Below are 22,006 nucleotides of genomic sequence, written 5' to 3'. Positions count from 1 at the left end.
CTCGCCCCGCGTGCGGCAGGGGTGTCCGGGGAAATTCAGGCATAGCGGAGCTCCATCTGGTCAGGTGAGATGGTTGATTTCCGACGGCTGGGGTTGATGGGCGGAGGTTTGTCGATGGCAGCGAGGGATCGACGCGTGAGCAGGAGCTGGCCGACGAGTTCGGCGAACCTGAGCGGGAGCATTTTGATGCAGTTGGTGTGAGCGGCGATGCGCAGCAGCAGGTAGGCAATCATCGCAGCGAGCACCTGAAGGCGGATCGCGTTGTCGTTGGCGCCGAGGAACTTGCGAATATCGAGATGCTGCTTGATCCAGCGGAACAGCAGCTCGATTTGCCATCGGCTCTTGTAGAGGGCGGCGATCTCGACGGCGCTACGGGCAAGGTCGTTGGTCAGGAGTGTGATCTTGCCGCCTTTCTCGCGTCTGATCTTGATGCGGCGGAGCGGGATTGGAAGGCGCGAATCGCCCTTGCTGGTGAGCTTCACCTCGTCATCGGCAAGGATTTCGAAGCCATCCCCGTTACGCTTGCGGATGGCGCGATGCCTGAGCGAGCGAAGACGGATGCTCGTCTTCGCCCGGGTAACGAACAAAGCCTTGCTATCATTGATCTTCTGCCACCAGTCGAAACGGCAATAGCCCTTGTCAAACACATAGGTGGTGGCGGGCTGGATTGGGGTCTGTCGGCCGATCTCGATGTCATTGACGTTCGCGGCCGTCATCTCGACGCAGGTCGGGACATCGCTCCTTGGGTCGTAGACGACATGCAGCTTCATGCCGCGGATGCGGCCGTTCCACGTCGCCCAACTGCAGACCTTGCCGAGCGGGATCGGACTGGCGTCGATCAGACGCACCATCTCCATGCCTTCACTCCGCAGCTGGCGACGCGCCATCGCCGACAGCGCCGCAAAGGTTTGCGCGAAAATGCCGATCGGACGGCGGGCATTGGCATCGGACAACGTCGAGCGCGACAGCTTGCCGGTTCCCAAGTGATAGTGATGCTGCGAGTTGGCGTTGAAGCCAGTCACCACCCCGCGCAGACTGCTGTTGCCGCTAAGCTGGGCATAGATCAGCGCCACCAGATGATCCCAGCTCCTGAACGACTTGTCGTAGGCATCCCCGTCCAGACGATCCACAACCGTCTGAAACTGCCGTCGATTGATCGGTTCAAGCAGCCTTCCAAAAATGCTACCGCGATATCGCATGCTCGGCCCTCTGTGTCTCGACAACCAGAAAAGACCGATTTGCCTCGGTCCTGCCGAGCATGCACCGCGACACAGTGAATCATTCCCCGGACACCCCTGCGCTTGTGTTTGGTCCCTGCTGATTGGTTGGATGGAATCGGTGTAGAACGAGGCGTGGCTTTTATCATGGAGCGCTTCGCGTCATGGAACTGAGCCTGCATGCGAACGCCACGACGACACCGAAGACGCGTGCCTACATCCAGCGCAGCAGGAAGTCGGTCGCCCAATTGGCGGCCGAGCTGGGGGTCAGCGAGACCACAATCTATCGCTGGCGCGGTCGCAGCACGGTCGAGGATCGCTCGCATCGGCCGAAGCACCTCACGACCAGCCTGTCCGCCCTTGAGGAACGGGCAGTGTGTGAGCTGCGGACATCGCTGCAGCTGCCGCTGGACGATATCGTCGAGGTGATGCAGCGGTGCATCAATGCCAAGCTGTCCCGCAGCGCGATCCACCGCTGCCTGCAGCGCAACGGCATCAGCCGGCTTGCCAAGCCTGACAAGCCCAGGGCCGGCGTCTTCGAAAGCGCCAGCATCGGCTTCATTCATATCGACGTGAAGTATCTGCCCGCGCTGCAACGCCGCACCAGTTATGCCTTTGTCGCGATCGATCGCGCCACCCGATACGTCTTCGTCGAGATCCATTCCAGGCGAGACGGAACGACCGCGACCGGCTTCCTCGAACGCTTCCTGGCCGACTTTCCGCACGGTGTTCACACCATCCTGACCGACAACGGAGCCGAGTTCACCGACCGCTTCGCCGTCGACAAGAAGAACAAACCGGTCGGGAAGCCTTCCGGCGACCATCCCTTTGATCGGCTCTGCAAGCAGCGCGCAATCCAGCATCGCCTGACCAAGCCCTACCACCCGCAAACCAACGGCCTCGTCGAACGCTTCAACCGGCGCATCGCCGAAGCCATTGGCCGCGAACACAAACGGGGCAGCGCGCGCCGTACCTTTGTCAACCACGCCGACCGCGACACCTTCATCGCCAAGTTCGTCCACGACTACAATCGGACCCGCCTCAAATGCCTCGGCTACCTGGCGCCAATCCAGGCCCTCGCCAATCACACGGGACCGAACACGCTTGCGGGGAGAGGTCGGATTGCATCGCCAGATGCAATCCGGGTGAGGGGTACAGGTCTCAACGCTCGGCGTGTTCGCCGAGGGGAGCTCTCCGCTCCAACGCCCCGCATGATTTCGGAATATTAGAATAATACCCCTGATTTGCCCGACGCGTCAAGTTGGGTTGTCGAACGCCGGCCGTCGCCGGCTCCTTTGCATGGGGTTGTTTTCGATATTTTCGTAAGCGCCCCAGCGACAGCCGCCGGTTCCTGCGTTCACCGCCCCGCGGCCTTCTTCGGCTTGCCAATGTCGCTGCGCAGCGCCTCGAGATCCTTGCGTACGGCGCTTGCCGCGTCGCGCTCGATCTTGCGGTAGCGCGCCACCAAGGAGAGGCCGAACGGGGTCAGCACCGCGCCGCCGCCATTCTTGCCGCCGGTCTGCCGTTCCACCGCCGCCTGCCGGCAGATGCGGTTGATCTCGTCGACCAGGTCCCAGGCGCGCTTGTAGCTCATGTCCATGGCGCGGCCGGCGGCGGAGATCGAGCCGCATTCCTTGATCCGCTCAAGCAGCAGGATCTTGCCCGGCCCGATCCGGTCCTCGGCATCGAGGTCGATGCGGACGCTGAGGGAGGGGAGCGATGAGGCGCTCGATTTCGACATGGGAGACCCGTTCTCGTGGCAACAGATTGCCACTACCCGCTTTCATGAACAAGATGAACCCGTTAGATAACGGGCATGATCCGGAAAAGTGGGTACCGGTTTTCCGGGCGGATCATGCCCGGACTACAACGGGAAATGACACAAGATTAATTGGGGCAGGCATGAATCCTCCGTCGCTGTTCTCTCCGCTCAAGATCGGTCCCTACCAGCTCGAACATCGCGTCGTGATGGCGCCGCTGACGCGGATGCGGGCGGCGCGGCCGAGCCTCGCGCCGCGGCCGATCAACGCGGAATACTACGCGCAGCGCGCCACCCCGGGCGGCTTGCTGATCGCGGAGGCCTCGCCGGTGGTCGCGACCGGCTTCGGCAATCCCGGTGTTCCCGGCATCTACAGCGAGGCCCAGATCGCGGGCTGGCGCGAGGTGGTGGATGCCGTGCACGCCAAGGGCGGCTTGATCTTCCTGCAGCTCTGGCACGTCGGCCGCGTCTCGCATTCCTCGTTCCAGCCGGGCGGCGCGCTGCCGGTGGCGCCGTCGGCGGTCGCGATCCCCTCCGAGTTCAAGTGCATGACGGCGGACGGCAAGGTGGTCGATTACGAGACGCCGCGCGCGCTCGAGACCGACGAGGTCGCCCTGATGGTCGAGGCCTACCGGCAGGGCGCGAAGAACGCGCTCGCCGCCGGCTTCGACGGCGTCGAGGTTCACGGTGCCAATGGCTATCTGATCGAGCAGTTCCTGCAGTCGCGCAGCAACCTGCGCACCGACCGGTATGGCGGCTCGATCGAGAACCGCGTCCGCTTCCTGATCGAGGTGACGCAGGCGGTGACCGAGGTGTGGGGCGCGAGCCGCGTCGGCGTCCGGCTCTCGCCCTACGGCATCGCCAATGGCAGCGGCGAGGCCGACCCGATGCCGCTCTACAGCCACGCCATCAAGGCGCTGGACAAGCTCGGGCTCGCCTATCTGCATTTCATCGAGCCGCGCGCCTCGGGCACCGGGCGTGCCGAGGTCGACTGGCAGAACGTGCCGTCGGCGATGGTGCTGTACCGCCCGATGTGGAGCGGCGTGCTGATCACCGCCGGCAATTTCGTCGGCGAAACCGCGCAGAGCGCGGTCGCCGAAGGTCATGCCGATGCGATCGCGTTCGGCCGCTACTTCATCTCCAACCCGGATCTGCCGCGCCGTCTGCAGCGCGGCTATCCCTTGACCAAGTACAACCGCGCCACCTTCTATGCCGGCGAGGAGAAGGGCTACACGGATTATCCCGTGCACGACGAACTGGCGCAGGCGTAACTCTTCGTAGCCCGGATATCGCTTCGCTCGTCCGGGCAACAACGCCTTGATGGGAGACCGCGATGTTTCCGGACGACGAGTTCGAGCCGACCAAGAAGCCAAAGCCGGTGGCGCTGGCGAAGCCCGCGGCCGGCCAATGCCTGTGCGGCAAGGTGCGGTTCGAGATCGACGTGCCGGCGCGCTGGGCCTGGCATGATCACAGCGCCGCCAGCCGCCGCGCCCATGGTGCGGTTTATGCGACCTATGTCGGCAGCTGGAAGAAACGCTTCCGCATTACGCAAGGCGAAAGCGAGCTGTCGCGCTACGAGGACGCGAAAAGCAAGACCGCGCGCAGCTTCTGCGCCAATTGCGGCACGCCCATCATCTACGAACGCGCGCGGTCGCCGCACATGGTCAACATCCCGCGCGCGCTGTTCTCGGGGCGCACCGGCCGGCAGCCGCTCTATCACATCGCGATCGAGGAACTGCAGGAATGGGCCTACACCGGCGAGCCGCTGGTGCCGCTGAAGGGCTATCCCGGCGTGGTCTGGCAGCGCTCGAAAAAGAGGAAGCGCAGCGCGCGCGAGGGGATGTTCTAGCGAGCGCTTCACCTCAGGCGCGCGCCTGCGGAATGCGGCCATGACCGCTCGCTCGATTGCCCCTCGCGCGCAAGTTTGGTCATCTCCCTTGATCCCCGTCGGCCAACGCGCCGACAGGCCTGGAGGGAACATGAAAAATCGCATTACCGGCCGCTCGGCATTTCTGGCGCTGCTGAAGGATGAGGGCGTCACCCATCTGTTCGGCAATCCCGGCACCACCGAACTGCCGATCATGCACGCGCTGAAGGACCATCCCGATCTCACCTATGTGATGGCGATGCAGGAGAGCCTGGTGGTCGCGATGGCCGACGGCTTCAGCCGCGCCTCCGGCAAGCTGGTCGCCTGCAATGTTCATGTTGCGCCGGGCCTCGGCAACGCGATGGGCTCGCTCTACAATGCCAGCTTCACCGGCACGCCGCTGATCCTGACCGCCGGGCAGCAGGAACAGGGCCACGGCCTGACCGAACCGGTGCTCTACGGTCCGCTGGTGCAGATGGCGACGCCGCTGGTGAAATGGGCGGTCGAGGTGACGCGGCTCGAAGACCTGCCGCGCATCGTGCGCCGCGCCGCCAAGATCGCGACCACGCCGCCGACCGGGCCGGTGTTCATCTCGCTGCCCGGCGACATTCTCAATTCCGAAGCCGGCATCGAGCTCGGCCGCTCCACCCGGATCGACACGCGGGTCCGGCCGTCGGAAGAATCGCTCAAAGCGCTGGCCGCGCGCATCCTGAAGGCGGAGCGACCGGTGATCGTCGTCGGCGACGAGATCGTGAAAAGCGATGCGCTGCGCGAGGCGGCCGATCTCGCCGAGACGCTGGGCTGCCCGGCCTGGCAATCGCCGACTCCTTATGGTTCGCACTTCCTCTCCGAAAGCCCGAGCTTCATGGGCGCGATCGCGCGGCTGCAGAAGGTCGCGCGCGACGTGCTGGCACCGCATGATCTGTTGATCGCGCTCGGCGGCGATCCGCTGCGGATGTCCGTTTACAGCGAGGTCGATCCGTTGCCGGACGGGCTCTCGATCGTGCAGGTCGGCCTGGTCGACAGCGACCTCGCCAGGAACTATGGCGCCGAGATCGCGGTGAAGGCGGACGTCAAGGAAACGCTGCGCGCGCTGGTGCCGGCGTTGAAGGAGGCCGGCGGCGGCGCGCTGGAGACGCGCGCCAAGCGGGGACTCGCGGCCTTGTCGACGAAGAACTGGGCGGCGAAGCGCAAGGCGCTGGTCGAGCAGATCTCGAAGGCGAGCCAGACCTCGCCGATCGATCCGGACTGGCTGGCGTTGCAGGTCGTGGAGGCGATGCCCGACAACGCGATCCTGGTTGACGAGGGCCTGACCTCGTCGCGCCAGATCATTGGCTTGAGGCCGCATCGCGACCGCTACGGCTATCACGCGCTGGCATCCGGCGGCATCGGCTGGGGCCTGCCGGCCGCGGTCGGCGTCAGCCTCGCCAATCCAGAGCGGCCGGTGGTGTGCTATTCCGGCGACGGCTCGTCGATGTATTCGATCCAGTCGCTGTGGACCGCCGCCAATCACAAGCTGCCGCTGACCTTCGTCATCGTCAACAATGGCGGCTACCGCATCATCAAGCAGCGCCTGCTCGCCTTCCACGGCGACGACAACTATGTCGGCATGGATTTCATCGACCCGCCGGTCGATTTCACCGGCGTCGCGCGCTCGCTTGGGCTCGAGGCGATCAAGGTCACCGATCCGCAGGAGCTGAAGGGTGTGATGAAGTCGGCGTTCAGCTGCCCGGGCGCGAAGCTGATCGAGGTGGTGGTGAGCAATTCGGTGAATTGAGCAAGCCGCGCGCTTGCTGCCTCCCCGTCATCCTGAGGTGCGAGCGAAGCGAGCCTCGAAGGATGTACGGCCCGCCTGGTGGCCGTCGATCCTTCGAGACGCGCGCAAGAGCGCGCTCCTCGATGACGGGATGGGCAGACGTGTGTGCCGCGTCATTGCGAGGCGCGAAGCGACAAAGCAATCCATGATCCCGCATATGCGGAGCTATGGATTGCTTCGCTGAGCCTGTCATCCGGCGGCGCTTCGCGCCGACCGGGTGGCTCGCAATGACGGGGCTGGCTACGTCGTCGTCTTCTTCACCCGATACCGACTCGCCGGATGCGTCGCGTCGAGCCTCGCACGCCCTGCGCCGAACAGCTTCTCCCGCAAGGTGCCCTTCGCATACTCGCGCTTGTAGCGGCCGCGCTTGACGAGCTCCGGCACCAGCATGTCGGCGATGTCCTCGAAATCGCCGGGCGAGATCGCGAACGCGACGTTGAGGCCGTCGACGTCGGTGTCCTCGAACCATTGCTCGATCTTGTCGGCGACCTGCTCCGGCGAGCCGACCACCACGGGGCCGGCGCCGCCGATGCCGACATGCTCGGCGACCTCGCGCACGGTCCAGACCCGGTCGGGATCGGCGCGGGTGACGTTGTCCATCGCGGAGCGGCCGGCGTCGTTCTGCACGTGGCGGACCTCCTGGTCGAGCGAATAGGTCGAGAAGTCGACTCCGGTCCAGCCCGACATCAGCGCCAGTGCGCCTTCATGGCTGATATGGCTGCGATACTCGGCGTACTTCGCTTTCGCCTCCGCCTCGGTCGGCGCCACCACGACGCACATCATCGAGAACATCAGGATCTCGGCCGGGTTGCGGCCCTTCGCGGCGGCGAGCTCGCGGATCGCCGACACCCGCGGACCGATCACCTTCGCCGACGGTCCCGACATGAACACGCATTCGGCGTGCTCGGCGGCGAACTGCCGGCCGCGCGGCGAAGTGCCGGCCTGGTAGAGCACCGGCGTGCGCTGCGGCGACGGCTCCGACAGGTGGATCGCGTTGAGCCGGTAGTTGTTGCCGTCATGGCGTACCGGATGCACCTTGCTCGGATCGGTGAAGATGCCGCGCGCGACGTCGCGGATCGCGGCGTCGTCCTCCCAGCTGCCTTCCCAGAGCTTGTAGACCAGCTCCATATATTCGTCGGCGAGTTCGTAGCGGTCGTCATGCGCGGTCTGCTTGTCCTTGCCGGCGCCGCGCGCGGCGGAATCGAGATAGCCGGTCACCACGTTCCAACCGACCCGGCCGCCGGTCAGATGGTCGAGCGTCGACATCCGCCGCGCGAACGGGTAGGGCGGCTCGAAGGACAGATTGCTGGTGACGCCGAAGCCGAGATTTTCGGTCACCGCGGCCATCGCCGGGATCAGCATCAACGGTTCATTGGCCGGGGTCTGCGCCGCGTTGCGCAGCGCCGCATCCGGATTGCCGGCATAGACGTCGTAGACGCCGAGCACGTCGGCGAGGAACAGCCCGTCGAACCGGCCGCGCTCCAGCGTCTTCGCCAGATCGATCCAGTAGGACAGCTTGTTGTAGTCCTTGGTGCGGTCGCGCGGATGGGTCCACAGCCCCGGCGACTGATGCGCCACGCAGTTCATGGCAAAGGCGTTGAGCCGGATTTGTTTTGTCATTGTCGAAAACCTTGGTCGAAATCTTGCGCGCCGCTTCGAATGCTGCCCGGTCGATGCCGGGCATCCCACTTCAACTTGTTGCGACTTCCCACGTTTTGGCAAGGCCCATTCGCATTTCGCGCCCTTCCGGTCGCGAGCCGATCCCGATAGGTTGCGCCCCTCCAGAAGCATGATCGGGACGCAAAGCATGGCGTTCCGGTGCGATCATGCCAAGACGCGACCGGACGAAGGAACAATCATGGCGACACGGGCCGACGCAATCGCAAAGGTGCGAGAGCATTTTCAATCGGGAGAGTTCTTGAAGGAACTGGACCGCAGGGTCGGCTACCAGACCGAGAGCCTGAATGCCGACAAGGCCGATGCGCTGCGCGCCTATCTGGTGGAGAATCTGCAACCGGCCTTCGCCGAGCTCGATTTCAAGACCCACCTGATCGAGTCGCCGACCGGCCGTGGGCCCTATCTGATTGCCGACTACCAGGAAGACGCTTCGCGGCCGACCGTGCTGACCTACGGCCATGGCGACGTCGTCGACGGCATGGTCGGCGAATGGCGCGACGGGCTCAATCCCTGGCAGACCACGGTCAAGGGCGAGCGCGTCTATGGCCGCGGCACCGCCGACAACAAGGGCCAGCATTCGATCAACATGGCGGCGCTGCGCGCGGTGAAGCAGGCGCGCGGCGGCAAGCTCGGCTTCAATGCCAAATTCATCATCGAGACCGGCGAGGAGATCGGCTCGCCCGATCTGCGCGAGGTCTGCGAGGCGCATCGCGAGGAGCTGAAGGCCGACCTGTTCATTGCCTCCGACGGGCCGCGGCTGTCGGCGGAGCGGCCGACCATCTTCCTCGGCTGCCGCGGCGGCAACCGCATCCATCTCGACGTCAATCTGCGCGAGGGCGGCAACCATTCCGGCAATTGGGGCGGCGTGCTCGCCAACCCCGCCACGATCCTGGCGAGCGCGATCGCGAGCCTGGTCGACGGCAAGGGCCGCATGAAGCTCGAGATCCTGAAACCGCCGCCGATCTCGAACCGCGTCCGCGCCGCGCTCGCCGACGTCGAGATCAAGCCGACGGCGGACGAACCGGCGCTGGCGGAAGATTGGGGCGAGGAGGGCCTGACCGCGGCGGAGCGGCTCTACGCCTGGAACACGCTGGAGGTGCTGGCGATGTCGTCGGGCAATATCGAAAAGCCCGCCAACGCGATTCCCGGCAAGGCCAACGCCGTGCTGCAGCTCCGCTTCGTCGTCGGCACCCGGCATCTCGAGGTGATCGACGCGGTGCGGGACTATCTGCACAACAACGGTTTCCCGATGGTCGAGGTCTCGGGCACGCAGCGCTTTGCCGCCTCGCGCACCGACATGGATAGCCCGTGGATCGACTGGGCGGCGAACTCGATCCGCGCCACCACCGGCAAGGCGCCGGCGGTGCTGCCGAATTTCGGCGGCTCGCTGCCGAACGACGTGTTCTCCGAAGGCCTCGGCCTGCCGACGATCTGGGTGCCGCATTCCTATCCGGGCTGCTCGCAGCACGCCCCCGACGAGCACATCCTGCTGCCGGTGACCGAGGAGGCGCTGACCATCATGGCCGGCCTGTTCTGGGACCTCGGCGAGGCAAAGCACAAGGGATAAGGAGCTGGGCTCGCTTGTTCCCCGTCATTCTGAGGTGGCCGCTTCTTCAGCGGCCCTCGAAGGATCGACGGCCACCAGTGGGGCCGTGCATCCTTCGAGGCTCGCAAGAGCTCGCACCTCCAGCGACAAAGGCGAAGCCTTTGCGCGCGGATGACGGGGAAGACGTGGATGGCCGGGTCAAGCCGGCCATTTCGAGTTGAAAAGCTGGTGCCTTCACCGGCAAGGAAAATGTAATGACACTATCAACTTCGGCGGACGCTCAGCGCGCAACAGCGGTCGACAAGAAAAACATCACCCGCCTGATCGTCGCGACTTCGGTCGGCAATGCGCTCGAATGGTACGACATCTCGGTCTATGCCTATTTCGCGGTGTATCTCTCCAAGGCGTTCTTCCCGGCCAATGATCCGACCACCTCGCTGCTCCTGACCTTCGGCAGCTTCGGCCTGTCGTTTCTGATCCGCCCGATCGGCGGCGTCGTGCTCGGCGCCTATGCCGACCGGCACGGCCGCAAGGCCTCGCTGATGCTGTCGATCGTGCTGATGACGCTGGGCACGCTGGTGCTGGCGCTGATGCCGACCTATCAGACCATCGGCATCCTGGCGCCGATCGCGGTGCTGCTGGCACGGCTGGTGCAGGGCTTTTCCGCCGGCGGCGAGTTCGGCTCCTCGACTGCGTTCCTGGTCGAGCACATGCCGGAGCGGCGCGGCTTCGTGGCGAGCTGGCAGTTCGCGAGCCAGGGCGTCAGCGGGCTGCTGGGCGCGGGCTTCGGTGCACTGCTGACCTCGCTGATGAGCCCGGAGGATTTGCAGTACTGGGGCTGGCGGCTGCCGTTCCTGTTCGGCGTCCTGATCGGCCCGGTCGGCATCTACATCCGCAACCACGTCGACGATGCGACCCCGCCGCCGGCGGCGAAGAAGGAATCGCCGGTCAGGGAAGTGTTCGCGCGGCAGAAGCTCGCCACGATGCTCGCGATCGGCGCGCTCGCGGTGTCGACCGCGGTCAACTATTTGATCGTCTACATGCCGACCTATGTGGTGAAGACGCTCAACCTCGCGCCATCGGTCGGCTTCATCGCCTCGTTCGCCGCGCAGACCGCGGTTGCGCTGCTGGCGCCGATCGCAGGCATGGTCTCCGACAAGATCGGACGCACCACCCACATGATCCTGTTCGCGCTGCTGTTGCTGGTGTCGATCTTCCCGGCCTTCCTCCTGCTCACCGGCAAGCCGACGCCGATGATCATCCTGATCGGCGTGCTCTGGCTCGGCGTCCTCAAGTCGCTGTATTACGGGCCGCTCGCCGCGCTGATGTCGGAACTGTTTCCGGCGGCGACGCGTGCGACCGGGCTCGGTCTCAGCTACAATATCGGCGTCACCTTGTTCGGCGGCATGGGGCCGGCGATCATGACCTGGATGGGCGGCTTCGCGACGATCGGCGAGCTAGCGCCGGGTTACTATCTCACCGCCGTCTGCATCCTCAGCCTCTGCGCGCTGTTCACGATCCGCAGGCTGCGGCTGGCGTAGCGCATGATCCGAAAAAGTGCGAAGCGGTTTTTCGAAAGGATCATGCTAACCGCATCAGATTTCGTGATGCGAAATTCAAATATCCTCATTGTTGCACAGCAGCGTAGATAGTCGAAATCAAAGTTTCATCTGACGAAAGTATACGGTGTCCGGCGCACGTCATCCGTCCTAGGATGATGTCGGCCGGGCGCGCATCTTCGTCCTGCCCGGTTCAGGATTTGGAATTGACGGCAAGGAAGGCCAGGGCATGAACGCCTCCACGACTGCGACCGCACGGACCAGCCGCAAGAGGCCACTGCCGGAACCGGGCCAACCCGACAAGTTCAACGCGATCCAGAAGGTCTGCGCGATCCTGCGCGTGCTGGCGCAGCGCTCGCCGTTGCGGCTCACCGACATCGCCGACTCCACCTCGCTGAACAAGGCGACGGCGCTGCGCATTCTCAACTCGCTGATTGAGGAAGGCTTCGTCAGCCGCGTCGCCGGCGCCAAGACCTATGAGCTCGGCCAGGAGGCGCGGGTGATGGCGGTCGGCGCGCGCCGTTCGGTCGACATCGCCGAGCTGGCGCAGCCGAGCCTGCTCCGGCTGTCGGAGCGCTCGGCCGATACCGCGCTGCTGTCGGTGCGATCCGGCGTCGAGGCGCTTTATCTGGCGCGCTCGGTCGGCAACCATCCGCTGCAACCGAACTATTTGCAGATCGGCAGCCGCCGTCCGCTCGGCGTCGGCGCCGGCGCGCTGGCGCTGCTGGTCTGGCTGCCGGATGCCGAGATCGAGGCTGTGATCGAGGTGATCGTGCCGCGGCTGGCGAAATCGCCGCGCATCACGCCAAAGTTCCTGCGCGAGCGGATCGCCATGGCGCGCAAGGCCGGCCACACCGTGTTGATCGACGCCGCGTTCCCCGGCATGGGCGGCGTCGGCGTGCCGGTGCGCGACGATGCCGGCGAGGTGGTCGCCGCGCTCTCGATCGGCGCCGCGTCCGACCGCATCCGTCGCCGCGAAGGCGAGCTCGCCGACATGCTGAAGAAGGAAGCCCAGGTGCTGGCCCGCGCGCTGGCCCAGGCGCCGAAGAACGGGCGTGCGGCGAAGGTCGGTTGAGCTGCCGCTTCGCCTCTCCCCGCGTGCGGGTGAGGGGGGCCTCCGCGGATACTGCTATCACCGTGCTTGCGGAGGCAGCCCCTCACCCCAACCCTCTCCCCGTAAGAACGGGGCGAGGGGGCGCGCTGCCGGCGCGGCTGAAGTCGGGCTCGCTCTCCTACGCCCCCTCATCCAGCGCCACCAGCTCGCGCTTCTTGCGCAGCGAGGGCAGCAGCGGGCCGACCAGCAGCACCAGCGCGAAGGCGAGGCAGATCGCCGAGATCGGCCGCTCCACGAAGGTCATGAGGTCGCCCTGCGAGAGGATCAGCGACTTGCGCAGATTGTTCTCCAGCATCGGCCCGAGCACGAAGGCGAGCACCAGCGGCGCCGGCTCGTAGCCGAGCTTGCGCATGAAATAGCCGATCACGCCGAACGCGATCATGACGTGGACGTCGAACACGTTGTTGCTGGAGCAGTAGACGCCGATGATCGTGAACAGGATGATCAGCGGGAACAGCACGTTGTAGGGCAGCCGCAGCAGCTGCACCCACATGCCGATCATCGGCAGGTTGAGCACCAAGAGCATCAAATTGCCGATATACATGCTGGCGACGATGCCCCAGAACAGCGTCGGGTTTTGCGAGATCATCAGCGGCCCCGGCTGCAGGCCGTGGATCACGAAGGCGCCGAGCAGCAGCGCCATCACCACGTTCGGCGGGATGCCGAGCGTCATCAGCGGAATGAAGGCGCCGCCGGCCGCGGAATTGTTGGCCGATTCCGGCCCCGCGACGCCCTCGATCGCGCCGTGGCCGAAGCGCTCCGGATGCTTCGAGAGCCGCTTCTCCAGCGCGTAGGAGGCGAACGACGCCACCACGGCGCCGCCGCCGGGCAGGATGCCGAGGAAGAAGCCGAGCACCGTGCCGCGCGCCACCGGTCCGGCGCTGGCCTTCCAGTCCTCCTTGCTCGGCAGCAACTGGTTGATCCTGGTCTTGATGATGTCGCGCTTGATCGCCTGCTCGGTGTTGAGCAGCACCTCGGCGACGCCGAACAGGCCCATCACGACCGGCACAAGGCCGATGCCGTCGATCAGCTCGAGGCGGCCGAAGGTCAGCCGCGGCTGCGCCGTGATGCTGTCGAGCCCGACCAGGCCGAGCACGACGCCGATGCAGGCCATCAACAGCGCCTTGGCCATCGAGCCCTGGGTGAGGAAGGTCAGCACCACGAGGCCGAGCACCATCAGGCTGAAATATTCGGCCGGCCCGAACGCGATCGCGACGCTGGCGAGCGACGGCGCCACCAGCATCAGGGCGATCAGCGCGAAGGTGCCGGCGATGAACGAGCCGAAGGCGGAGATGCCGAGCGCGGGGCCGGCGCGGCCCTGCTTGGCCATCTGGTGGCCGTCGATGCAGGTGACGACGGAAGCCGCTTCGCCGGGGATATTGACCAGGATCGAGGTGGTCGATCCGCCATACATCGAGCCGTAATAGATGCCGGCCATCATGATGATGCCGGATTCCGGCGTGCCGGACAGCGTCACCGGCAGCAGCAGCGACATCGCCGAGATCGGGCCGATGCCGGGCAGCACGCCGACCAGCGTGCCGATGAACACGCCGATGAAGCAGTAGAGCAGGTTGATCGGCAGCAGCGCGACGCCGAGGCCGTGGGCGACGTTGACGAGAGTATCCATGGGCGCTCAACCGATCTCGAACATGCCGCTCGGCAGCTGGATCGCGAGCAGGTGCTTCAGCACCCACCACATCCCGAGCGGGGCAAGGATGGACAGCGGGATCGCCAGCGACCAGCGCACCGGATCGATCACGCGGAGCAGCAACAGCATCAGCGGAATCGCCGACAGCAGGAAGCCGAGCGGCTCCAGCGCAAAGGCGAACGCCGTGAGGCAGACGATGACCAGCACCGGCTTGCCCCAGCGCGCATTCTCCCAGCGCGAGGCGAAGGTCGGGCCGCCCTCGGTGACCGCCGCGATCATGATCGAGGCCGCGAACACGCACATCAGGATGCCGGTGTAGAACAGCACGTAGCCGGAGCCGGGATCGTTGATGGTGCCGAGCTTCAGCTTGAGGCCCGACCAGATCACGAAGGCGCCGAGCCCGAGCCCGATCAGCCCGCCCCAGAGCTCGGAGTTGTTGAGGCGGAATTTGACGTTGGTTTGGTCTGTCATGGGATGTGCTCTCGTCAAGTCGCAAGGTGGGGCATCGACCTATCCCCGTCATTGCGAGAGAAGCGAAGCAATCCATTTCACCGCATGTGCGGAGGGATGGATTGCTTCGTCGCTTCGCTCCTCGCAATGACGGACGGAGACTTCGCGGCCAGTCCTTACTTCTTCGCCAGCCCCAGCGTGTCGATCACCTTGCGCTCGGACTCGGTGACCTCCCCCACGAACTTCTTGTAGTCCTCGGTGTTCTTGTAGTTCGGCACCATGTCGTATTTGGCCAGCGTTGCGATCACCGCCGGGTCCTCGATCGCCTTCTTGAAGGCATCGTGCAGCTTGGCGACGATCTTGGGGTCCATGCCCTTGGGGCCGGCGATGCCGAACGGCGAGTCATAGACCATGGGGTAGCCGAGCTCCTTCAGCGTCGGTACGTCCGGATAGTTCGGCGAGCGCGCGCCGGTCCACACCATCAACAGGCGGAGCTTGCCGGCATCGACCAGCGGCCGCCAGCCGGTGGAATCCGCCTGCAGCATGGTGTGCTGGCCGAGCACGGCCGCATTGGTCTCGGCGCCGCCCTTGAACGGCACCTGGGTCAGCTTGATCCCGGCCATCAGGGCGATCTGCTCCATGCCGACATGCAGCGAGGTGCCGGTGCCGGGCGTCGCATAGGTCACCTTGCCCGGGTTCTTCTTGGCGAAATCGACTACGTCCTGCCAAGTCTTGAACTGCGACTCCGCGTTGGTGGTGACGCCGAAGGTGTAGCCGGTGAGGTGAATGATGTAGGAGAAATCCTTCGCCGGATCCCAGGACACCTCCTGCATCAAGGGCAGGCGGAACACTGTGATCGGGATCTGGGCGATGGTGTAGCCGTCGGGCTTGGCGCCGGCGGCCATCGTCGCGGGGCCCACGGTGCCGCCGCCGCCCGCCTTGTTGTCGACCGCGATCGGTTGGCCCAGCACCTTCGAGGCGCTCTCGGCGATCGCGCGCATCGAGATATCGGTCGAGCCGCCCGCCGGCCATGGCACGATCAGCGTGATCGGCTTGGTCGGATAGTCCTGCGCGAGCGCCGCTGTTGACACCAGCATGCCGGCGGCGAGCAGGACCATCAAGCGATTGCGGTGCGACATCTCGATCTCTCCCTTATGACCGCGTTCGATCGCGGCCGCGTCTTGTTCGGTGTTGGCAATGATCGTCCCTGTCATGCTGGGACCGAGCGCATTGGACAGAACGGGGCGGGCAACGGAAGCGCGAATTGCGCTCGAAGCGCCGGCTGCGACAATTGGTCTGCCGCGATTTGGCGCGACCTGCCGAGCCGCGGAATTCAATCGGCCTTTGGTCGGACGGATTGGCCGTTCCTGGCACTGTGCCGGGAGGGCGCGGGGTGTGCGCGCCTGACCGGCAAGCCGGGTTTGGTCAAGCGAATAATCAAGGGAACCCAAAGGCATCGGCGCCTTGCGGGATTGCGCGCTTGCCGTCATCATGGCGCCGCCCGCTGCAGGAACGCCGCCCGACAGATGACGCCATCGCCTGACGCCACCGACGACGCTGTGACGAGGGCGTTTGCCGGCCTTCCCGCGTTGCTCGACGAGGCCCCTCGGCTGCTTGCGCGCGGGCGGCTGCTTGATTGCGACTGCCTGATCGGCCCGATGACGCGGCCGTTTCATGCCGCGATCCGCAGCGGGCGCATCGTCGAGTTTGCGCCTTCACCGGTCCTGATGCGCTCCTGGCGCTTTTCCTATCGCGCGACGCCGCAGGCCTGGGCCGCCTATTGGCAGGCCGAGCCGAAGCCCGGCTGGCACGATCTGCTGGCGTTGACCAAGCGCGGCGAGGCCGTGCTGGAAGGCGACCTGCATCCCTTCATGGCGCATCTGCAATACTTCAAGGACCTGCTGGCGCTGCCGCGGCAGCATTTCGCGGCGGCCGTATCATGAGCGGCAAGATCATGGACGGCCACATCGAGCCGATGGTCGGCCGCTACGTTCACGTCGAGATCGGCGGCGAGCTGCACCGGATCTATTTCGAGGAGAACGGCACGGGCATTCCGCTGGTCTGCCTGCACACCGCGGGATCGGATGCACGGCAGTGGCGCCATCTGCTCGCGGATACGCAATTTGCCGAAAATTTCCGCATCATTGCCTTCGATATGCCCTGGCATGGCAAGTCGAATCCGCCGATGAGCTGGACCGGCGATGAATACCAGCTCACCACTGCGCGCTACACCGAGACCATCCGCGCTTTCTGTCGGGCGCTGGGGCTGGAGAAGCCTGTCGTGATGGGCTGCTCGATCGGCGGCCGCATCGTGCTTAACCTTGCGATCGAATATGCCGCCGAGTTCCGCGCGCTGATCGGGCTCGAGGCTGCCGATTTCCAGGCGCCGTGGTATGACACGAACTGGCTGAACCGGCCGGATGTTCACGGCGGCGAAGTCTGCGCCGCGCTGGTGTCCGGGCTGATCGCCCCGCAAAGCCCGGAGCCTGCGCGGATGGAAACGCTGTGGGCCTACAAGCAGGGCGGCCCCGGCGTGTTCAAGGGCGACCTGTATTTCTACCGTGTCGACGGCGACCTGCGCGGCCGGGTCGCGTCAATCGAGACTAAAGTATGCAACCTCTATCTGCTTACGGGCGAGTATGATTTCTCCTGCACGCCCGAGGATACGAGGCGGACCGCAGCGGCAATAGGGGGCGCCAGCGTCACGATCATGGAGCAGCTCGGTCATTTTCCGATGAGCGAGAATCCGGAACTGTTTCGCCGCTATATCGCACCCGTCCTCGCTGATATTCTCACGCACTAGAACGACCGTTTCCACGCAAGGAGTAGACGTATGACACGCAACTATCTGATCGGCTTCGCGCTCGCCGCCGCGCTGGGCGCGAGCCAGGCGCAAGCCCAGGAGCCGACCGGCACGCTGAAGAACATCAAGGACACCGGCGCGATCACGCTCGGCTACCGCGACTCCTCGATCCCGTTCTCCTATCTCGACGACAACCAGAAGCCGGTCGGCTACGCCATGGACATCTGCTACAAGATCGTCGATGCCGTGAAGAAGGAGCTGAAGCTCGACAAGCTCGAGGTCAAGCTCAACCCGGTGACCTCGGCGACGCGTATTCCGCTGATGGCCAACGGCACCGTCGACCTCGAATGCGGCTCGACCACCAACAATGCCGAGCGCCAGAAGCAGGTCTCCTTCACCAACAGCCACTTCCTGACCGCCAGCCGCTACGTCACCAAGAAGGCGAGCAAGATCAATTCGATCGACGATCTGAAGGGCAAGACGGTGGTCTCGACCGCCGGCACCACCAACATCAAGCAGCTGACCGAGGCCAACCTCGCGCGCGGGCTGAGCGTCAATATCATCCCGGCCAAGGACCATGCCGAGGCCTTCCTGATGGTCGAGACCGATCGCGCGGTCGCCTTCGTAATGGACGACATCCTGCTCGCGAGCCTCGTCGCCGGCTCGAAGTCGCCGGATGACTACGTGATCTCCAAGGACGCGTTCTCCAAGCCCGAGCCCTACGGCATCATGCTGCGCAAGGACGACGCGCCGTTCAAGAAGGTCGTCGACGCCGCAACCGCCGCGCTCTACACCAGCGGCGAGGGCCAGAAGATCTATGACAAGTGGTTCACCCAAAAGATCCCGCCGAAGGGCCTTAATCTCAACTCGCCGGCTGGACCGGAGATGAAGAAGCAGTTTGCGAAGCCGTCGGACTCTCCGGATCCGGATGCCTATCTAGTCAACTGACCGCTGTGTATGACCCGTCGTCCCTTTTGGGAGCGGGTCCTGAAAGTTAGCATGTCCGGCCATTTTTGGAGGAGAATGGCCGGACATTTGCATAGACGCCGCGCGCGATGCCGGCGTAATGCCGTGACCGGCACGGCCGCGTGGGGGACCTGTGAACTACAATTGGAACTGGCACATCTTCCTTGAGCCGAACCCGATGGGGACCGGCACCTATCTCGACCTGTTGCTGTCGGGGCTGGTGGTCACCGTCAAGGTGTCGGTGCTGGCCTGGATCATCGCGCTGGTGTCCGGCTCGGTGATCGGCGTGCTGCGCACGCTGCCGTCGCGGACCGCGTCGTGGATCGGCTTCTGCTGGGTCGAGTTCTTCCGCAACATGCCGCTCTTGGTGCAGCTGTTCCTGTGGTTCTTCGTGCTGCCCGAATTGTTGCCGCGGTCGGCCGGGCTGTGGCTGAAGCAACTGCCGAATGCGCCGTTCTGGACCGCCGCGATCGGCGTCGGCTTCTTCATGTCGGCGCGCGTCGCCGTGCAATTGCAGGCCGGCATCACCTCGCTGCCGCGCGGGCAGAAGCAGGCCTCGACCGCGCTCGGCCTCACCACGGTGCAGACCTATCGCTACGTGCTGCTGCCGATGGCATTCCGCATCATCCTGCCGCCGCTGACCTCCGAATTCCTCAACACCATCAAGAACAGCGCGGTCGCCATCACCATCGGCCTGATCGAACTGACCGGCCAGGCCCGCTCGATGCAGGAGTTCTCGTTCCAGGTGTTCGAGGCGTTCACGGCGGCAACCGTGCTCTACCTGCTCCTCAATTTCGTCGTGGTGACCGCGATGCGCTTCCTCGAGCGCTATGTCGCGATCCCCGGCTACATCACGGGCAAATGACGATGATCGGCAGTTTCGATTTCGACGTCATCCGCCGCTCGCTGCCCTACCTGTTCCTGGAGGGCATGCGCTTCACGCTGACCTTGACCGCGCTCGCAGCGTTCGGCGGCCTGGTGTTCGGCACCCTGATCGCCCTGATGCGGCTGTCGAGCTACAAGGTGCTCGGGCGCATCGCGGGCTTCTATGTCGACTTCATCCGCTCGCTGCCGCTGGTGCTGGTGATCTTCTGGTTCTACTTCCTGGTGCCGTATATCGGGCAGTGGCTGACCGGCGCGTCGCGGCCGATCACGGTCGGCGCCTTCGCCTCCTCGCTGATCACCTTCATCGCGTTCGAGGCGGCGTATTTCTCCGAGATCATGCGCGCCGGCATCCAGTCGATCTCGAAGGGCCAGCCGGCCGCGGCCAGCGCGCTCGGCCTGACCTACGCGCAGTCGATGCGCTACGTCGTGCTGCCGCAGGCGTTTCGCAACATGCTGCCGGTGCTGCTGACGCAGACCATCGTGCTGTTCCAGGACACCTCGCTGGTCTACGTGCTGTCGATCCCGGATTTCCTCGGCGCCGCCAGCAAGGTCGCGCAGCGCGACGGCCGCCTGGTCGAAATGTACCTGTTCGCCGCGCTGGTCTACTTCGTCATTTCCTGTGTCGCGTCCTATGGCGTTCGCCGCCTGCAGTCGCGCATCGCGATTGTCCGGTAGCCAGTCATGCTTTCGAACATTCAAGACACGGCCCCCTTCACCTCTCCCATCGGGAGAGGTCGGATCGCGTCAGCGATCCGGGTGAGGGGTTTTGCTCCATCGATAGACCGCAATCCCTCACCCGGCGCTGCGCGCCGACCTCTCCCGATGGGAGAGGTGGAAGCGCGCTCGCTGCAACGCCTGAGTCACGCATGATCGAGATCAACCACGTCAACAAATGGTACGGGCCGAGCTTCCAGGTGCTGAAGGACTGCACCACCAGCGTCGCCAAGGGCGAGGTGGTGGTGGTCTGCGGCCCGTCCGGCTCGGGCAAGTCGACCCTGATCAAATGCGTCAATGCGCTGGAGCCGATCCAGGGCGGCGACATCACGCTCGACGGCGTCAAGGTCAACGATCCCAAGACCGACCTGCCGAAGCTGCGTTCGCGCGTCGGCATGGTGTTCCAGCATTTCGAGCTGTTTCCGCATCTGCGCATCATCGACAATCTCCGCCTCGCGCAGGAGAAGGTGCTCGGCCGCAAGTCTGAGGACGCCACCGCCAAGGGCATGAAGCTTCTGGAGCGCGTCGGGCTGAAGGATCATGCCAAAAAGTTTCCGGCGGAGTTGTCCGGTGGCCAGCAGCAGCGCGTCGCGATCGCCCGCGCGCTGGCGATGGACCCGATCGCCATGCTGTTCGACGAGCCGACCTCGGCGCTCGACCCGGAGATGATCAGCGAAGTGCTCGACGTGATGGTCGACCTCGCCCGCGAGGGCATGACCATGATGGTCGTGACCCACGAAATGGGCTTTGCCAACAAGGTCGCCGACCGCGTCATCTTCATGGACCGCGGCGAGATCGTCGAGGACGCCAAGAAGGCCGACTTCTTCGGCACGCCGCGCAGCGACCGCGCGCAGAAGTTCCTGTCGAAGATCCTGCAGCACTGAGCTTAGGGAGCCTCTCCCCCTGTCATTCCGGGGCGCCTCGAAAGAGGCGCACCTGAGGGTTCGATGCTGCGCATCGCCCCGGAATGACGGCTGCTACAGGGTTTTCCCCCGTTAACAATTTGCGTATACGAAGGCCTGAACCCCCCTTCGTCCGCAGGAGAACTCGCGTGGAAAAGATCGCTTACGTCAACGGCTCGTTCGTGCCGCATTCGGAGGCCAAGGTCTCGGTGTTCGACCGCGGATTCCTGTTCGCCGACGGCATCTACGAGGTGGCGGCGGTGCTCGAGGGCAAGCTGATCGACAACGCCTCACACCTGGCGCGGCTCAAGCGTTCGGTCGGCGAGATCCAGCTCGCGCTGCCGGAGACGCTGGAGCGGATCGAGGAGATCCAGAAGGAGCTGGTTGCGCGCAACGACCTCGTCAACGGCATGGTCTATCTCGAGGTCACCCGCGGCGCCGACAAGGGTCGCGACTTCGCCTTCCCGAAGGCCGACGTCAAGCCGACGCTCGTGATGTTCACCTCGGAAAAGGACATCATCAACGCGCCCTCGGCCAAGACCGGCATCAACGTCATCACGGTGCCCGACATCCGCTGGGAACGGCGCGACATCAAGAGCGTGGCGCTGCTGGCGCAGGTGCTGGCCAAGCAGGCGGCGGCCGCGGCCGGCGCCGGCGAAGCCTGGATGATCGAGGACGGCAAGGTCACCGAGGGCGGCTCGTCCTCGTCCTTCATCGTCACCCAGGACGATGTCATCGTGACCCGGCAGAACGGCAACGAGATCCTGCCCGGCTGCACCCGCAAGGCGGTGGTCAAGCTCGCCGAGGAACGCCAGCTGCGCATCGAGGAGCGCGCCTTCACGATCGAGGAAGCGCTCGCCGCCAAGGAAGCCTTCATCACCAGCGCTTCCGTGTTCGTGCAGGGGGTGGTCGCGATCGACGGCAAGAAGGTCGGAGGCGGCAAGGTCGGTCCGATCACCGACCGCCTGCGCGAGATCTATGTCGAGTTCGCCAAGGCGACGGCGGTCTGACTACCCGGAGCGACTTTTTTTATCGTCACCCTGAGGTGGCCGCTCCTTTAGCGGCTCTCGAAGGGTCGACGGC

General features: G+C 64.9%; 20 protein-coding genes. 14 read left to right on the top strand and 6 right to left on the bottom strand.

The genetic code is table 11. The annotated features are described in order from the left end of the window. Window positions 1–35: 35 nt before the first annotated feature. A complete protein-coding gene (locus J2R80_RS00250) occupies window positions 36–1,199 on the bottom strand; it encodes an IS4 family transposase (protein ID WP_229193596.1) in 1,164 nt (387 codons plus the stop codon). A 122-nt stretch (window positions 1,200–1,321) separates the two neighbouring features. Between J2R80_RS00250 and J2R80_RS00245 the strand changes: the two genes are divergently transcribed. Then, on the top strand, window positions 1,322–2,446 hold the full coding sequence (locus J2R80_RS00245; RefSeq protein WP_253588135.1) for an IS481 family transposase: 1,125 nt from the start codon (window positions 1,322–1,324) through the stop codon (window positions 2,444–2,446). A gap of 128 nt (window positions 2,447–2,574) precedes the next feature. Here the strand turns inward: J2R80_RS00245 and J2R80_RS00240 are convergent, their stop codons facing one another. After that, window positions 2,575–2,958, bottom strand: coding sequence for a winged helix-turn-helix domain-containing protein (locus tag J2R80_RS00240; RefSeq protein ID WP_016846469.1), 384 nt, complete (start codon window positions 2,956–2,958; stop codon window positions 2,575–2,577). Between the two features lie 161 nt (window positions 2,959–3,119). On the opposite strand from J2R80_RS00240, the gene J2R80_RS00235 reads away from it, so the two are divergent. From J2R80_RS00235 to J2R80_RS00225, 3 genes are all read left to right on the top strand, one after another. Further along, window positions 3,120–4,247, top strand: coding sequence for an alkene reductase (locus J2R80_RS00235; protein WP_253588134.1), 1,128 nt, complete (start codon window positions 3,120–3,122; stop codon window positions 4,245–4,247). 62 nt (window positions 4,248–4,309) lie between these two features. Then, window positions 4,310–4,825: a GFA family protein gene (locus J2R80_RS00230; protein WP_076827615.1), complete on the top strand. Its 516-nt coding sequence runs from the start codon at window positions 4,310–4,312 to the stop codon at window positions 4,823–4,825. Between the two features lie 130 nt (window positions 4,826–4,955). After that, window positions 4,956–6,620 carry a thiamine pyrophosphate-binding protein gene (locus J2R80_RS00225; protein WP_253588132.1) on the top strand — a complete coding sequence of 555 codons (1,665 nt, stop codon included), beginning with the start codon at window positions 4,956–4,958 and terminating at the stop codon, window positions 6,618–6,620. Between the two features lie 279 nt (window positions 6,621–6,899). On the opposite strand, the gene J2R80_RS00220 is transcribed toward J2R80_RS00225, so the two are convergent. Beyond that, complete coding sequence (locus tag J2R80_RS00220) at window positions 6,900–8,279, bottom strand: LLM class flavin-dependent oxidoreductase (protein WP_253588131.1); 1,380 nt, start codon at window positions 8,277–8,279, stop codon at window positions 6,900–6,902. A gap of 238 nt (window positions 8,280–8,517) precedes the next feature. Between J2R80_RS00220 and J2R80_RS00215 the strand changes: the two genes are divergently transcribed. From J2R80_RS00215 to J2R80_RS00205, 3 genes are all read left to right on the top strand, one after another. Further along, window positions 8,518–9,903: a M20 family metallopeptidase gene (locus J2R80_RS00215; RefSeq protein WP_076827757.1), complete on the top strand. Its 1,386-nt coding sequence runs from the start codon at window positions 8,518–8,520 to the stop codon at window positions 9,901–9,903. 233 nt (window positions 9,904–10,136) lie between these two features. Continuing rightward, window positions 10,137–11,423 carry an MFS transporter gene (locus J2R80_RS00210; protein WP_057015480.1) on the top strand — a complete coding sequence of 429 codons (1,287 nt, stop codon included), beginning with the start codon at window positions 10,137–10,139 and terminating at the stop codon, window positions 11,421–11,423. 247 nt (window positions 11,424–11,670) lie between these two features. Next, a complete protein-coding gene (locus tag J2R80_RS00205; RefSeq protein ID WP_057015479.1) occupies window positions 11,671–12,516 on the top strand; it encodes an IclR family transcriptional regulator in 846 nt (281 codons plus the stop codon). Between the two features lie 157 nt (window positions 12,517–12,673). Here J2R80_RS00205 and J2R80_RS00200 read toward each other — a convergent pair whose 3' ends face one another. From J2R80_RS00200 to J2R80_RS00190, 3 genes are all read right to left on the bottom strand, one after another. Next, a complete protein-coding gene (locus J2R80_RS00200) occupies window positions 12,674–14,182 on the bottom strand; it encodes a tripartite tricarboxylate transporter permease (RefSeq protein WP_028341157.1) in 1,509 nt (502 codons plus the stop codon). 6 nt (window positions 14,183–14,188) lie between these two features. Continuing rightward, the gene (locus J2R80_RS00195; RefSeq protein ID WP_028332964.1) at window positions 14,189–14,674 is read right to left on the bottom strand and encodes a tripartite tricarboxylate transporter TctB family protein; all 486 of its coding nucleotides are present in this window, start codon (window positions 14,672–14,674) and stop codon (window positions 14,189–14,191) included. Between the two features lie 155 nt (window positions 14,675–14,829). Beyond that, window positions 14,830–15,792, bottom strand: coding sequence for a tripartite tricarboxylate transporter substrate binding protein (locus J2R80_RS00190; protein WP_076827755.1), 963 nt, complete (start codon window positions 15,790–15,792; stop codon window positions 14,830–14,832). A 387-nt stretch (window positions 15,793–16,179) separates the two neighbouring features. On the opposite strand from J2R80_RS00190, the gene J2R80_RS00185 reads away from it, so the two are divergent. The 7 genes from J2R80_RS00185 to J2R80_RS00155 all read left to right on the top strand — a co-directional run bounded on the left by J2R80_RS00185 (window position 16,180) and on the right by J2R80_RS00155 (window position 21,933). After that, entirely contained in the window at window positions 16,180–16,596 is a 417-nt protein-coding gene (locus tag J2R80_RS00185) for a hypothetical protein (RefSeq protein WP_253588130.1), read from the top strand. Next, window positions 16,593–17,456 carry an alpha/beta fold hydrolase gene (locus J2R80_RS00180; RefSeq protein WP_253637894.1) on the top strand — a complete coding sequence of 288 codons (864 nt, stop codon included), beginning with the start codon at window positions 16,593–16,595 and terminating at the stop codon, window positions 17,454–17,456. The genes J2R80_RS00185 and J2R80_RS00180 overlap by 4 nt, the downstream gene beginning before the upstream one ends. A gap of 30 nt (window positions 17,457–17,486) precedes the next feature. After that, window positions 17,487–18,404 (top strand): amino acid ABC transporter substrate-binding protein, encoded by a 918-nt coding sequence (locus tag J2R80_RS00175; protein ID WP_057015477.1) that lies wholly within the window; start codon window positions 17,487–17,489, stop codon window positions 18,402–18,404. Window positions 18,405–18,555: 151 nt separating this feature from the next. Next, a complete protein-coding gene (locus tag J2R80_RS00170) occupies window positions 18,556–19,287 on the top strand; it encodes an amino acid ABC transporter permease (protein WP_050385176.1) in 732 nt (243 codons plus the stop codon). A gap of 2 nt (window positions 19,288–19,289) precedes the next feature. Beyond that, the gene (locus J2R80_RS00165; RefSeq protein ID WP_057015486.1) at window positions 19,290–19,982 is read left to right on the top strand and encodes an amino acid ABC transporter permease; all 693 of its coding nucleotides are present in this window, start codon (window positions 19,290–19,292) and stop codon (window positions 19,980–19,982) included. A gap of 191 nt (window positions 19,983–20,173) precedes the next feature. Further along, window positions 20,174–20,905, top strand: a complete 732-nt coding sequence (locus J2R80_RS00160; protein WP_057015476.1) for an amino acid ABC transporter ATP-binding protein — start codon at window positions 20,174–20,176, stop codon at window positions 20,903–20,905. Window positions 20,906–21,072: 167 nt separating this feature from the next. Next, window positions 21,073–21,933, top strand: coding sequence for a D-amino-acid transaminase (locus J2R80_RS00155; RefSeq protein ID WP_057015475.1), 861 nt, complete (start codon window positions 21,073–21,075; stop codon window positions 21,931–21,933). The last annotated feature ends 73 nt before the right edge of the window (window positions 21,934–22,006 follow it).

The organism is Bradyrhizobium sp. USDA 4541, from assembly GCF_024171085.1.
GTDB lineage: Bacteria > Pseudomonadota > Alphaproteobacteria > Rhizobiales > Xanthobacteraceae > Bradyrhizobium > Bradyrhizobium australafricanum.
The sequence above is the reverse complement of the archived record's forward strand: the minus strand, read 5'-3'. Positions and strand labels throughout refer to the sequence as shown.